The sequence below is a fragment of the Paraglaciecola sp. IT1134 genome, from assembly GCF_058068185.1.
Genome location: NZ_CM176486.1, coordinates 2269951 through 2284525 on the forward strand (window position 1 = coordinate 2269951; position 14575 = coordinate 2284525).

Annotated in this window: 9 protein-coding genes; 5 read left to right on the top strand and 4 right to left on the bottom strand. The window is 45.4% G+C overall.

All coding sequences use genetic code 11. The features are described 5' to 3' along the window. Positions 1 to 40 precede the first annotated feature (40 nt). Positions 41 to 1531: a tryptophan halogenase family protein gene (locus AC3RV5_RS09900; RefSeq protein ID WP_489731758.1), complete on the top strand. Its 1491-nt coding sequence runs from the start codon at positions 41 to 43 to the stop codon at positions 1529 to 1531. 1 nt (position 1532) lies between these two features. Then, a complete protein-coding gene (locus AC3RV5_RS09905) occupies positions 1533 to 3041 on the top strand; it encodes a tryptophan halogenase family protein (protein WP_489731759.1) in 1509 nt (502 codons plus the stop codon). Positions 3042 to 3122: 81 nt separating this feature from the next. On the opposite strand, the gene AC3RV5_RS09910 is transcribed toward AC3RV5_RS09905, so the two are convergent. Continuing rightward, positions 3123 to 5378, bottom strand: a complete 2256-nt coding sequence (locus tag AC3RV5_RS09910; protein ID WP_489731760.1) for an alpha-amylase family glycosyl hydrolase — start codon at positions 5376 to 5378, stop codon at positions 3123 to 3125. A 374-nt stretch (positions 5379 to 5752) separates the two neighbouring features. Between AC3RV5_RS09910 and AC3RV5_RS09915 the strand changes: the two genes are divergently transcribed. After that, positions 5753 to 7657: a glycoside hydrolase family 13 protein gene (locus AC3RV5_RS09915; RefSeq protein WP_489731761.1), complete on the top strand. Its 1905-nt coding sequence runs from the start codon at positions 5753 to 5755 to the stop codon at positions 7655 to 7657. Positions 7658 to 8810: 1153 nt separating this feature from the next. Here AC3RV5_RS09915 and AC3RV5_RS09920 read toward each other — a convergent pair. The 3 genes from AC3RV5_RS09920 to pedF all read right to left on the bottom strand — a co-directional run bounded on the left by AC3RV5_RS09920 (position 8811) and on the right by pedF (position 12081). Further along, positions 8811 to 10574, bottom strand: coding sequence for a PQQ-dependent methanol/ethanol family dehydrogenase (locus AC3RV5_RS09920; RefSeq protein ID WP_489731762.1), 1764 nt, complete (start codon positions 10572 to 10574; stop codon positions 8811 to 8813). Between the two features lie 195 nt (positions 10575 to 10769). Further along, a complete protein-coding gene (locus AC3RV5_RS09925) occupies positions 10770 to 11654 on the bottom strand; it encodes a substrate-binding periplasmic protein (protein ID WP_489731763.1) in 885 nt (294 codons plus the stop codon). Continuing rightward, positions 11641 to 12081, bottom strand: a complete 441-nt coding sequence (gene pedF / locus AC3RV5_RS09930) for a cytochrome c-550 PedF (protein ID WP_489731764.1) — start codon at positions 12079 to 12081, stop codon at positions 11641 to 11643. The genes AC3RV5_RS09925 and pedF overlap by 14 nt, the downstream gene beginning before the upstream one ends. Positions 12082 to 12343: 262 nt before the next feature. Here pedF and AC3RV5_RS09935 point away from each other — a divergent pair, with 262 nt between their 5' ends. Both AC3RV5_RS09935 and AC3RV5_RS09940 read left to right on the top strand, forming a co-directional pair. Further along, positions 12344 to 13546: an ABC transporter substrate-binding protein gene (locus tag AC3RV5_RS09935; RefSeq protein ID WP_489731765.1), complete on the top strand. Its 1203-nt coding sequence runs from the start codon at positions 12344 to 12346 to the stop codon at positions 13544 to 13546. A 29-nt stretch (positions 13547 to 13575) separates the two neighbouring features. Further along, entirely contained in the window at positions 13576 to 14556 is a 981-nt protein-coding gene (locus AC3RV5_RS09940; RefSeq protein WP_489731766.1) for a YVTN family beta-propeller repeat protein, read from the top strand. The last annotated feature ends 19 nt before the right edge of the window (positions 14557 to 14575 follow it).

A 14575-nucleotide genomic window follows, 5' to 3' on the forward strand; every position in this document is an offset into this window, starting at 1 on the left:
GTTTATATAGTTGGGGTTTTTCTATTTATACAGTGATGAAATGAATCAAGCTATAAAAAAGGTCGTAGTAGTAGGCGGCGGTACCGCAGGCTGGATATCGGCAGCCTTATTGAAAAAAGTCATCGGTTCATCTATTGAGGTGGAATTAGTCGAATCTGAAGCGATTGGCACGGTTGGGGTCGGAGAGGCAACGATACCACCGATTAGGTTGATGAATAATGTGCTGGGCATTAACGAGGCTGAATTTCTGCGGGAAACCAAAGCCACCATTAAATTGGGTATTGAGTTCGAAAACTGGCGAGTGAAAGGAGAACGCTATTTTCATTCGTTCGGTGCAGCAGGCAAGAGTATGGCATTTTGCCAATTTCATCATTTTTGGAAACGTGCACAGACGTTAGGTGATACTACTAGTCTGTGGGAATACGATTTAAATTATCTGTGTGCCCGGGAAGGCAAATTTGCCCAAATTAACAGTAAAGATCCCATTTTAGAATTACCTTATGCCTACCATTTTGACGCCTCACTCTATGCCAAGTTTCTACGTAAATTCTGTGAAAAAATGGGTGTTAAGCGCAGCGAAGGAATAATTGAACACGTAGCCTTGGATAGTGAGTCTGGTTTTGTGAAATCATTAACTTTAAAAGACGGGACTTTAATAACGGGTGATTTATTTATCGACTGTTCTGGCTTTAAAGGGCTGCTGATACAGGAGAAATTAAATACAGGATATGATGATTGGAGCCACTGGTTACCTTGTGATCGAGCAATAGCCGTTCCTTCAGAACGTTTTGAGAAAACCCGCCCCTATACCCGCTCCATTGCGCACTGTGCAGGTTGGCAGTGGAGAATTCCCTTACAACATCGTAACGGCAATGGTTTGGTTTATAGCAGCGCCCACTATGGTGAAGAACAAGCCGCTAGCATTCTTTTGTCAAATCTTGAAACCAAGGTGCTTGGCGATCCCAATTTTATTAAGTTCAAAACCGGTCGGCGGCGTAAACAATGGAATAGAAACGTTGTGGCGGTAGGTTTATCAAGTGGGTTTTTGGAACCTCTTGAGTCCACCAGTATTCATCTTATTCAATCGGCCATCGTGCGCCTTATTCATTTATTTCCGCACAACGGTATCAAACAAACTGACGTAGAAGAATACAACGCTCAATCGAAACTGGAATTTGAACAAATCCGTGATTTTTTGATATTGCACTATCACGTCAACGAACGCAGCGATAGTCACTTTTGGCGTGACATGCGTAACATGGAAATTCCCCATAGCTTGGCACATAAGATTGCGCTATTTCGCGAAAGTGGCCGATTATTTAGGCAGCAAAATGATTTGTTCTTGGAAAGCTCTTGGTTGCAAGTGATGATGGGTCAAGGGATCATGCCCAAAGATTATCATCCAATAGCCAACAATATTAGTGAGCAACGACTATTTGAAATGTTAAAAAATATAAAAAACATTAAACATGAACCCTTAGGCACACTACCTAGTCATGATGATTTTTTGCAGCAATTCTGTAGGCTGTAATATGTCACAAACATTCAGAATTACTATTTTGGGGGGCGGCACGGCTGGCTGGATGGCAGCCAATTTGTTTGCCCATAAATGGGCTGATAAAAATGTAGCCATTACCCTGGTGGAATCGCCGGATATTGGCATAGTGGGGGTGGGCGAGGGCTCTACACCTACCTTAAAGCGCTTCTTTGAGATGCTCAACATTCAAGACAATGATTGGATGCCCAGCTGCAATGCAACCTATAAAGTCAATATAGCCTTCGCTGGATGGAGCCCCGCATCCGGCATTGAGCGTTACAGCCATCCTTTTATCTCCCAGTTAGATACGTTTACGCAACGGGCCTTTATGGTCAATGGGCGTACCCGTCGCTTGGGGTTAGATACACACACCGTAGCAGAAGATTTTTTGTTAAACGGTTTGTTAGCCAAACACAATAAAGGCCCTATTGCGCCTGAACACTTCCCCTTTCGAATAGAATACGGCTACCACTTTGATTCACACTTACTCGGTGAGTTTTTAAAGCAGCATGCGCTGTCTTTGGGGGTGGAACACGTACAAGCCAAGGTAGATTCAGTTAACCGCCATCCTAATGGGGACCTCGCCGAGTTGTGTTGCAGCGATGGGCGCGCTATCAGTGGTGATTTTTTTGTGGATTGCAGCGGTTTTGCCAGCGTATTGATGCAAAAAAACCTTGGGGTTAAGTTCAGGTCATACAAAGATAACCTATTCAACGATTCAGCCGTGGTTATGCCCACCCCGATCGGAGCCACAATCCCGGTCGAAACAACTTCAATCGCCTTATCTGCTGGCTGGTGCTGGAAAATTCCTCTGACCAATCGCTTTGGCAACGGCTATGTGTATAGCGCCGATTTTATTACGCCAGAGCAGGCCGAGCGCGAGCTTAAGGCGCACCTTGGTGTCGCTGGATCAGATTGGGCATGTCGGCATTTATCAATGAAAGTCGGCACACTGGAAAGGCAATGGCAAAATAATTGCCTGGCAATCGGTTTATCCGCTGGATTTATTGAGCCACTTGAGGCTACGGCTTTACATTTAACCCAGATTGCCATCGAGCTGTTTATCCTTAAGTTTGAAGAAGGCGAGTTTAGTGCCCGGCATCGTGAGCAGTTTAACCAGAAAATGAATGAACGAGCAGAGCGCACCCGTGATTATATAGTGGCCCATTATAAATTAAACACCCGCAATGACAGCGAATATTGGCGCGCCAATCGTGACAATAATCACCTGTCGAACTCGTTAAAACACATACTCGATGTTTGGTATAGACAAGGGGATATTGAGGCAGAAATTAACCGTCAGAATTTGCAAACCCATTTTGATGCGCTGTCGTGGAATTGCCTGTTGACAGGCTATGGTGCGTTTCCGCCACTTGCCGCCAATCAGCCAGGTAAAGGCGATTTGTACCAAGAACAACAGGTGGATAAATTTGTTAAAGGCTGTGGGTTAAATTTTAGCTCACACAGCGAAAACCTGGCAGCATTGAATATAGTAAGCAAATAGCACTTTACAGCAAACATACTATGAAAACGGGCTCCATAATATGTATGTGGAGCCCGTTATTTCTAAACTAAAAATTACTGCTTATTGGAAAACGTCTTCCGCCAAGTCTATTACGCCTGCCTCTGTAGCTGATGAAGTGACAGAGCGATTGGTACCTGATTCCCAGACCACATTGCCTACATCGTCTTTGAGAATATATTTGTACTCAAAGGTAGTGTCTCTTGGCACACTCACGGGTAAGAACCACTTCCAGTACTGACTTGGATCGGGGTTGTGGAAGGCGTCCACTGCGTCGGCCGGCGCCCAACTACCCAATTCAGGAATACTGCCCACTACGTACACGTTTTGGCCCGGGGAGGTATAGGCCTCTACATGGAAAATTAGCTGATTCTGATCATCTGACAACACATCGAAGGTAAAGTTATTACTGGTAACCACGCCTCTTTTCACCGTGACTATTTGTTCACCAGCGGCAACCACAGGTACGGTAACGCGGATACTGTCATAATCATTCGCGACAATGCTTCCTTGTACCGCGCCAAAATACACTTGTACTGAGCCATCTAAACCTGTGCCAGCAATCGTCACTTCATTACCCGTGCGGCCTGCAACCGATTGCATATCACCTATATGGGGATCACTGCCAAGGTTTGGATCATGACTCCAGACATTCACTTCCTGCGGACTAAGGGTAAATCCCGCAATTTTAGATCCGCCGGATGAAATCACGCTGGCGGTTGTGCCACTCAATTCTCCTGTGAGTACATCAGGGTAAGTGCCTACTGGCATACTGGTGGCTAGGTTGGGTACGCTGTAAGTGTTATAGGGGCTGCGATTAATCGCCACGATAACCTCTTTATCAAAAAACTTGCGCGACATCACCAGCACATCTGCGGTTGAATATAAAATACTGGTCAAGCCATAAGCCAAGGCATCATTTTGCTGTCTCAGGGCCGATAGTTTTTGAATGATGCGGTAGGCGCGGGTGGTTTGATTAAAGCTGCTGGATGTATCCATGAAGATGCGGCCGTCGTTACCGTCGGTACCAAATCCTTCAACATACTGCTCACTGCCGTAATATACATTGGGAATGCCTCTAGAGACCAGTGTTGTGGCTAACGCGAGCTCCAAGCTGCGGCCATCACCGTTATTTTTCAGAAAACGCTTCACGTCATGGTTATCAAAAAAGGTCACTGTCTGGTTGGCATAATTGTATTCGGTGTCAGTGTATTGATAAAAGTTGGCTAGGGCATTCATATCTTCAGAGCCGTTGTCGAGCACGTTGGCTATGGTCCGGTAAAATTCGAAGTCCAAATTATTAATCGTGGTGCGAGTTGGAAAGGATGCATACTCCGCAAACTTGGGATCCGGCTTACCGATAAAAAACTCACCAAAATGGGTCACTGCCCCACCTGGCGCGGAATCGATGGCATCGCGGAAACCTTTCGCAAATGCTGGATTCATATGTAAAGTGGCATCGTGACGATAGCCATCAATGCCCTTGGCTTTCCAAAATGTCGCGGCTTGTTCAAGATGTGCAACCACCGCGGGCAACTCATGGGTAAAATCGGCTAAAGACCCCAGGTCTTTGTAGCGAAATCCAAAGCGACTGCTGTCACTGCCCCGATCGCCGATCAGGTGAAACCAGCCGGGATTAACACTACCGTTAGGATCCGCTATCAGGTTATCCACAGAACCGTCGTTATTGAAATCTACCGCATCGCCGCTGGCATTAAATACAAAATCACCATTAGCATCTCTATCGGGCTCATATAACCGGCCATTTTCTGGGGAATAACCGGTAGTCGGGTTTTGCCAACGACTGGTGTGATTAGAGACGAAGTCAACGACCACCTTGATACCTTGTGCATGCAAAGCATCGACCATATCGGTGAAATCTTGCATGTTGCCAAAGTGGGGGTTAGTGCGAAAATAATTACTCACATGATAACCGTGATAACTGGAATAAACGTCTGTGCCCCCACCCGGTTGTAGATCATTAATTGGTTCGTCCCGGTTTGCATAGGGCGCCGAAATCCATACCGCTGAGATCCCCATGTTCTTCAAATAAGTTACTTTGTTGGTGATCCCTTTAAAGTCGCCGCCTTGGTAGAGTTTCAGGTCGTTTCCGCTGCCATCAAAAATTTGTGATGGTGAGCCAGCAGGAATATTATTGCTCGGATCACCATCCGAAAACCTGTCGGTAATGATTTGATACACCACATCTTTGGCTGTTACTGGCCCAAGAGCAGTGCTGGCGGTAGTACCTAAAGACATCACAGCGCATGTGATTAACGATATAGTCTTCAAGGTGTATTGGTGTGAGATTAGTCTCATGTGTTCTCCAAATATATTAATAGAAAAATGAACGCCGTTGTTTCATCTTTAAGGGCTGGCTGCATGTATGGGTTTTACAACCTGTTAACCTTTCAGATCATCGAGTTTACATTAATTGCAGGGCGTGACTAAGGCCTGCATAGCTGAATACGTATGCATCTTTAGGACTACTTACACGCGGCTCAGGCCAACGCTGGCCCGGAGTGATTTTCTGCAATCGATAGCGCGGCGCCTTACCTGACGTTGTGGGCGAGAGAGCCTTGAGTTATGCATACGTATGCTGTTTTACTCACTCGCTGCGCACTGCTAAGGTATGGCATTATGTCGTTAGTCTTAGGGTTGAAAACTCAATCCGTGTCTTAGGTTGCACCTTCATGAATAAGTCAGCATCATCCTTTTTGTTTCGAAGTTTAGGGATTTCAATTGCCAGTATCCTGTATTGTCAAACTGCTTTTGGGGTTTGCGCAGCCGATACTGATGCCACCCCCAAGGGCCCAATAAAGCTTAATGCGCAAGGCGAGTTTGTCCCTCAATGGGCTAAAAAAGCCGTGTGGTACCAGATTTTCCCCGAGCGTTTTCGCGATGGTGATAGCAGTAATAATCCGACTCAAAAAGATCTGATTGGGGCCGATCCCGCAGAGCCCCCCAAGGAATGGCAAGTACACCCCTGGGGCAGTGATTGGTTCGAATTACAAGCCTATGAACAAGCCAATGGTGAGAAAGAGTTGTGGAAACACATGCTTAGGCGCCGCTATGGCGGCGACTTGCAAGGTATTATCGATAAACTCGATTACCTGCAAGACCTGGGGATTAATGCTGTGTATTTAAACCCTGTCTTTGATTCCCCTTCTTTACATAAATACGATGCGGCCAGTTATCATCATATTGATCCTAATTTTGGTCCCGATCCAGAGGGCGATCGTAAATTAATAGAAAATGAAAAGGCGGACGATCCATCAGCTTGGGTGTGGACAAAAGCGGATGAATTAGCATTAGAACTGATAAAAAAAGCCCATAAACGCGGGATCAGAGTAATCTTTGATGGGGTGTTTAATCATATGGGGATCAACAGTTTTGCCTTTGGGGATCTAAAAGAAAATCAACAAAACTCTCCTTACAAAGACTGGTTTACCGTGACGTCTTGGGAAGATGAGAAATCCGGCAGCAAGTTTGAGTATGAAGGTTGGTTTGGCGTGCCCTCGTTGCCCGAGTTTAAAGAAGACGAAAACGGCCTGGCTGTGGGCCCAAAAAATTATATTTTTGCCGCTACTCAGCGTTGGATGAACCCAAAAGGCCAGGGCGCGGATCAGGGTATCGATGGCTGGCGCCTGGATGTGGCATTTTGTGTGGCACACGGTTTTTGGAAAGATTGGCGTAAACACGTAAAATCGATTAATCCCGATGCGTATCTTACGGCGGAGATCGTCGATAAGCCCGACAAGGTGAAACCTTATATGCAAGGTGATGAATTTGATGGCGAAATGAATTATAACTTTGCTTTTGCCGCCAGTGAGTTTTTGTTTAATCCAGGCGATATGCGCATAACAGCCAGCGAGTTTGATAAAAAATTACGTGGGCTGCGCACCTTCTATCCAAAAGGGGTGGCCTATGTGACCCAAAACCTGTTTGGTAGTCATGATTCAAATCGGATCGGCTCGCATATAGTCAATCGCGGGATCGGCAATTTTGCCGATTGGGGCACCTATTTCAATCTGTCTCAGGCGGCTAGTAATCCAGACTATCAAGTACGTAAACCCAACGAGCAAGAGATCGGTCTACAAAAGCTGTTTGCCGTATTGCAAATGACCTATCTTGGCGCGCCGATGATTTACTATGGTGATGAAGTCGGCATGTGGGGCGGCAATGATCCCGACGACCGTAAACCCATGTTATGGCCAGATATCGACTACGATGATGAGGTTTACCTTCCGGACGGCAGCAAGCGCCAGCCAGACAAAGTCAGCATAAATATTGAATTAAAAGCTCATTATAAAAAGTTGATAAATATCCGCCACAGTAATCAGGCCTTAACCTTAGGCAGTTTCAAAACTTTGCTAACGGATGATAAAAATGATCTTTATGCTTACGAACGTGAATATCAGGGGCAACGTGTATGGGTACTTTTTAACAATAGCAGCAAGGCTCAAAAAGTAAGTTTGCCTAACCCTAAACATTATGTATTTAGTGATGCCTTAAGCGCCATCAACACGGATCAATTGCAAGATGCATTGAGCATAACATTAGCGCAAAAGACTGCTGCGGTGCTGGTTCAGCGGTAGGGTACTATTGATAGTGTTTTGTTTTAAGCTCAGGCCAGATTGAACCCATGCCTGGGCATAAATCACCATATTAAGACGTCAGATTAAGCCGTACGGATAATCACGTTCGGCTTTTATATGGGGTGACGCTAGCTCACTTGGCGTTGAACAGATGAGCCATACACGCGTTAATCAGCCGACATATTAAAACAATAGCCAAGTCATTTTTGAACATCGTCATAGTGTGACTATGCCCTAGACATGGGCAATTGAATAGGATTCTGATTATGTGTAGCGCTTTGGTTTATAAAGTTTATGTAATGAATCTGATAAAAAAAGTGCTTGCTATGGCATTGCCTATCGCTTGTCTTCTATTGTCATATACGGGTCATTGGACGCCTCTATTTAATGGTAAGAATTTAACGGGGTGGTAAACTTATGTCAGCTACCAGCTACCAGCTACCAGCCAAAAGCTAATAACTATCCCCCTGATTCCCCAGCTCCCTTCGGGAGCTGGGGACCGATCCTCACCAGGTATTTTTCTTCCAGGATGAATTGTTGCGCGTATCGGTCTGAATACTCTGTAAGAATTTGAAAATTTCCATTTGAAGAATTTCATTTGTAATGTGAGGTTAAATGGAGGGATAAAAAGTGGCGACCTAGGTTGGATGCGTCGTCATGAATTTCAGGTGTAAGAAGGAGACTGCGGTGATTATCAGAGTCTCGATGGGGTCAGTGTTAATGTGCATTGTAACGATGCCATGAAAGGGATTGCACGTTTTTTCGTTACGCTGCCGTCTTACCACTGTGCCAAAATGTCGCCGCCAAAGTCTTAAACCCCGGGAGCGATGAAAAACCATTCGGGCAGTGGGATATCATGGAAATTATCACTGACGGCAAAACCTTAATCCACAAGGTCAATGGCCATGAAGTGATAAGGGTATTTAATTCCACGCAGGTTACAGGGGCAAAGCACAACCCTTAAACAAAGGTAAAATTCAAATTCAGTCGTAAGGGTCGGAAGTGTTTTATCATAATATTCTAATTAAAACGTTGGATAAGCCAGCCGCGGAATATTAAATACGTCCTTTAAAACACATATATTCCTGTGTTTACACTAAAAAGGCCAGCATATTGCTGGCCTCGGTAGACTATTTTTTGCAAAAAAAACTAGTTATTTTGGCAGTTTGAATGTCCACACACTACCACCTTGGTTGAAATGCTTAATACGCTTGGCTACATCACCACCCCATAGCGGTACTGCGCCACCCCATCCTGACAATACAGATATGTATTGCTCGCCGCCCATCTCCCAGGTGATAGGGGAGCCGACGATGCCAGAGCCGGTATTAAATTTGTATTTAACTTCGCCTGTTTTTGCATCGAATGCTAATAAATAACCTTCTGGGTTGCCCATGAACACCAAATTACCCGCGGTGGCCAATACGCCGCCCCACAAAGGAGCGTAGTTTTCATAGCGCCACACTTCTTTGCCGGTTTTAGGATTAATCGCTTTTAGCACACCAATGTAGGCTTCGTTAATCGGTTTGATGGTAAAGCCTGCACCCAGGTAGGCGGCGCCTTTTTTGTAGGCGGTGGGCTCATTCCAAATGTCCATTTCCCATTCGTTTGATGGTACATAGAATAATTCTGTGTCTTGACTGTATGCCACGGGCATCCAGTTCTTCGCGCCTAGGAACGCTGGCGCGGATACCACTGAGGTTCCCTGGGTTCCTGTTTCTGAATCGCTTGGGTTGCCCGGGCGATTGCTGTCGTCATAAATAGGGCGGCCGTTTTTATCTAAGCCTGTCGCCCAGGTGATTTTATCAGCGAAAGGGAAGCCTCGAATGTATTCACCATTTTCACGGTTAAGTACGTAGAAGAAACCGTTTCTGTCAGCTGAGCCCGCTGCCTTGATGGTTTTGCCTTTTTCTTTATAGTCGAATGAAACGAGTTCGTTAACGCCGTCAAAGTCCCAGCCATCATGAGGTGTAGATTGAAAGTGCCAAACAATTTTGCCGGTATCTGGATTGATGCCTAAGCGAGAAGATGAAAAGAGGTTGTCACCGGGGCGTAGGTGGGAGTTCCATGGAGCAGGGTTACCCGTACCGAAAAATAACAAATCAACATCGGGATCGTAGGTTCCGCCTAACCAAGGGGCTGCGCCGCCAGTTTTCCATAAATCACCTGGCCAGGTTTGACCGGCTTTACCGCCAGAAATACCGTTCTCAATCTTTTTGCCGTCTTTCCAGATGTAACCCATGTGGCCTTCGACCGTGGGGCGTTCCCATACTATTTGGCCGTTTGTCGCATCATAGGCGCGGACTTTTCCAACTACGCCGAATTCACCACCGGCCACACCGGTAATGACTCTACCCCTGACAATAATTGGCGCGGCGGTAATCGAGTAGCCTGCTTTATAGTCTTCTACGGTTTTTTTCCAAACAACTTTGCCTGTGTCTTTGTTTAAGGCCACAAGTTTTGCGTCTAAGGTCGCGAAAATAACGAGATCATGGTACAAGGCAACACCGCGGTTTACCACGTCGCAGCAAGGCATGATGCCATCGGGCAGTCTTGCATCATACTGCCAAATTTCATCCCCAGTCATTGCATCGATGGCGTATACACGGGAATAGGAACCGGTGATATACATTACACCGTCTTTGATCATGGGTTGTGATTCTTGGCCACGCTGTTTTTCGCCACCTAGGGAGAATGCCCATACCGGACGAATGTCTTTTACCGTATCGGTGTTTATTTTTGCTAGTGGACTGTAGCGCTGTCCTCTAAGACCCATTCCATAGGAAACAACATCTTCTGTGGTGGCTTGGTCATTCAAAATATCTTTGTCGGTGACATTCGCATTGACCCCAGTGGACAGCGCAAGTGAGATCAGCACAGATAATGACAATACTTTTGTTATACTTTTATTGTTCATTGTTATTTCCTCATGAAATTTTAGTTTCTTAGCTATGTGTAAACCTGGCGTTTAACGCAGGTTAATTAAATTTCGCACCCTAATAACAAATGCTTTATTAGGCTATGAACATACTAATATTTGCTGTCAACTAGCTCTATAACACTGGGGTAGGATTTTCATTCATCATTTAGTATGAGACTTTTGTAGATAAATTCAGGGAGCGTAATAATCAGGCTTTTCATAAATAACCTGATACTGGTCAAATATGCTGGCCATTGTTCCAACGCTGATCATTTGCTCTACAATATCGCCAACTGCATAGGCCAATTGGCGATAATCGTTTTTGACCGCCATACCAATATCCCATTTTTGTTTGCCGATCATAGGGAAGCCATTTTGTGCTAAGTGATAGCGTTTTTTATCCAATTTCCCCCGGTAATAACTGATTTGACTGCGCATGCCCATGACCGCATCAACTTTGCTGTCTTGCATGGCCGATATGGCAAGGGGGATGGTGCTAAATTGTTTGCTTTTCTGCCGCATGCGACCGGCAAAGGCAGACATAAGATAGAATTGGGGAATAGAGTCGTTCTCAACACCTATGTCGTGATATTGAAAAATCGCCATGGTGGGGACTGATTTGATAGCCGTTGAATCAAATATAATCTGCCAAGATTCAACATGGTAAGGGGCAAACATATGCACATTCCCGTGTACCAATTCACCTATGTCGTCGCGCAACAAAGCATAAGCTTGATCGTAAGGCACCCTTAGCATGAGATCCGCTACGGTGCGCGTTAAATAATGGCCTTTCCAAATGTTATTACGTAAGTCATCTTCTACATTTTCATCTGCGGTCATCCATTTGAGCTTAAGGTTGACTCCTAGCTCGTCAGCAATATGACGGGCGACCTCTACATCAATGCCTTTGCTTTGCCCTTCTTGTTGGAATGAAAATGGTGGGAAATCCCGATATACCGCCACCACGATTTCATTTTTATCAATGATGTCGTCATAGCTCAGGGCACAGGCTACCTGGCTGACAATCAGCAAGTAACCTGACCAGCAAATATGGAAGAGGTGTTTATTGATCTTCACTGACTGACTCTAACCAAGTGCGGATTGACCATAGTGCTTCTTGATTGAGATATTCTGACATTTTAGGCATATAGACAGCACCATTACGCACCGCGCCATTTTTAACTCGGTAAACATACCATTCGTCACCATCGTAATCCGGGGCGAGTAAACGTAGATCAGGAGCGATACCGCCTGAAACACCACCTAAGCCGTGGCAGCGGGCACAGTTTTGGTTGTACGCCGATGACCCAACTCGCAGGATTTCTTCCCGGTCGTGGCCTTCGGTTTCACGGTAGGGGTTGGTGTCAGACCATTCTTCGCCTAGCTTTGGCAAAGTAGATGTGTCCATTGTTTGTGGGGTTACCGCACCATGTGCAAACAAACCGAATGAACAGGTCGTTATGGCTGCTATAAAAATACTGCGGCTTAATGTAAGTTTAATCATCACCGATCATCCTCTGTCTATGAAACTCGTTTGTAATTTAGTCAACGAGATCAGCTTACCGATGTCAGCGCCAAGTACACATTGCACTTTAGCTAGATAAGAACTCATCCTTTAGGATGATTTTTAGCGAACATTTCACGTAAAAATAGGTTTAGTTTAATAATATCAATGTGTTAAGTGTGAATGGTCTGAATTTCAAATTTTCTGATTCTTCTATATGCTGATCCCTAAGCAGTTTTAGGCCATTGATATTAGGATCCCAATGAAGAGACTCATAAACCCTAACTGGCGCAGTATTTTTGTTACTTTATTTTTTTATACTTTTTTTTTTAGTGTTTCTGAAATGAAGGCATCGGCCCAGCCGTTGCCACTTAAATATGATATTCACTATTTAAAATTGAGCCAGAAACCCAGAGCCACTTTTACCAATATCAATAAACTCCCCGAAGATAGTGGTTATCTCGGTGCTAAATTAGCTACTGATGATGCTAATTCCACGGGTAAATTCATCAGCCAATTATTTTCATTGCACTACTTCGAATTCAAACAAGCAAGCGCACTACTGGCTGAATTAAATGAACGCTACGTTGAGGGGCAAACTATTTTTCTCTTACAGGTGCCCAGTGATTTACTTATCGCGGCGAATATTTGGGCAAAAGACAAAGCCGTTTTGCTGTTTAATATAAGTGAATCCGCCGACGATTTGCGCTATCAGCAGTGTTTATCTTCGGTGTTACATACCATTCCTAGCTATGCCATGAAATCTGATGCGTTAGCCCAGTGGCTTGTTGCTCGGCGTTTACAAAAGGTACTGATGATCAGAGGCAAGTCAGATGAAGATAAGCAAGTAGCCAACTCGTTCAAACGTTCAGTCAAACGATTTGGGTTGAAGATTATTGATGAAAAAGTCTGGGATTTCTCCACTGACTTGCGCCGTTCTACCCAACAAGAAATCCCGCTATTTACGCAAACTTCATCCGAATATGACGTGGTTTACGTGGCTGATCCACACAAAGATTTTGCCGAGTTTTTACCCTTTAATACCTATTTACCCAGGCCAGTTATTGGTTCTGCTGGCTTAGAGGCACTCGCGTGGCATCGCGTCATTGAACAATGGGGCGCGGCTCAGCTGCAAAGTCGATTTACTCAGTTGGCATCTCGTGACATGAATGAGGTAGATTTTAGTGCCTATTTGGCGCTGCGCAGTGTTGCCCAAGCCGCTCAGCAGATTCAGTCGAGTCAAGCGGGGGCAATCATTGATTACATTCGCTCTGATAAATTCGAACTGGCTGCCTACAAAGGCCGCAAGCTGAGTTACCGACGGTGGAATGGGCAACTAAGAATGCCTATGGCGTTGGTACAGCCCAATGCGTTTGTTTCGCAGTCACCCCAAGAAGGCATGTTACATCCCCGCAATGAATTAGACACCATGGGGTACGACGCCCCCGAAATGAAGTGTCAGTAATGCAAGATAACGATTAGGTAAGGTGGCGTATGAATAAGCAAATAGTGTATGGGTTGGTCTTGCTCAGTGCATGGGCGTTTTGCGGGGCAGGGAATGCAACAGAGCTTGCCTATGTGACCAACGAAAAGGACAACACTGTGTCTGTTATTGATGTGGCCGAGCTCAAAGTGCTACGCCAGTTTGAAGTAGGACAACGTCCCAGAGGAATAGTGTTAAATCACGATGGCTCTATAGCGTACATTTGCGCCAGTGAGTCAGACCGTATTCAGATTGTGGATTTGACCACTGAGACGGTAATAGGGGATCTGCCTTCTGGGGAGGATCCTGAAACCATAGCATTGCATCCAGATGGAAAAACCATTTATACCTCCAATGAAGACGATGCACTGCTGACGGTGATCGATATCGCATCTCGCTCGGTGATTGCTCAGATCGATGTGGGCGTGGAGCCTGAGGGACTGGCAATCAGCCCTGACGGTAAGTTAGCGGTGGTTACCTCAGAAACCACTAATATGGTGCATTGGATTGACACGCAAACCTATCAAAACATTGATAACTCGTTAGTGGGCGCGCGCCCAAGATCGGCTAAATTCTCCCAAGATGGCAAGCTATTGTGGGTCAGTTCTGAAATTGGCGGCACGCTTAGCGTATTTGACGTTAAAACTCGAAAGGTAGTGCACGACTTCCGCTTTAAAATTGCTGGCGTACACCGCGACAAAGTGCAGCCGGTAGGCGTGGCGTTGAGTCAGGATGGCCAGTATGCATTTGTAGCCTTAGGCCCGGCTAATCACGTAGCCGTGATTGATATTGCCAGTATGAGCGTAGAGAAATATATATTGGTAGGCCGCCGGGTATGGCAGTTAGCGTTCAATCATGACCAAAGTATATTGTTGACAACAAACGGCGTCAGCGGGGATGTATCCATGATTGATGTGGCAAAACTGAAAGTTACACGGTCCATTAAGGTTGGTCGTTACCCTTGGGGCGTAGTCGTGCGTCAATCACCATGAGTGTTAAGAACGCTATGAG

What these genes read in the sequence shown, in the direction of transcription:
- AC3RV5_RS09900 (WP_489731758.1), top strand. Translation starts at nt 41, where the DNA reads ATGAATCAAGCTATAAAAAAGGTCGTAGTAGTAGGCGGCGGTACCGCA.
- AC3RV5_RS09905 (WP_489731759.1), top strand. Translation starts at nt 1,533, where the DNA reads ATGTCACAAACATTCAGAATTACTATTTTGGGGGGCGGCACGGCTGGC.
- AC3RV5_RS09910 (WP_489731760.1), bottom strand. Translation starts at nt 5,378, where the DNA reads ATGAGACTAATCTCACACCAATACACCTTGAAGACTATATCGTTAATC.
- AC3RV5_RS09915 (WP_489731761.1), top strand. Translation starts at nt 5,753, where the DNA reads ATGAATAAGTCAGCATCATCCTTTTTGTTTCGAAGTTTAGGGATTTCA.
- AC3RV5_RS09920 (WP_489731762.1), bottom strand. Translation starts at nt 10,574, where the DNA reads ATGAACAATAAAAGTATAACAAAAGTATTGTCATTATCTGTGCTGATC.
- pedF (WP_489731764.1), bottom strand. Translation starts at nt 12,081, where the DNA reads ATGATTAAACTTACATTAAGCCGCAGTATTTTTATAGCAGCCATAACG.
- AC3RV5_RS09935 (WP_489731765.1), top strand. Translation starts at nt 12,344, where the DNA reads ATGAAGAGACTCATAAACCCTAACTGGCGCAGTATTTTTGTTACTTTA.
- AC3RV5_RS09940 (WP_489731766.1), top strand. Translation starts at nt 13,576, where the DNA reads ATGAATAAGCAAATAGTGTATGGGTTGGTCTTGCTCAGTGCATGGGCG.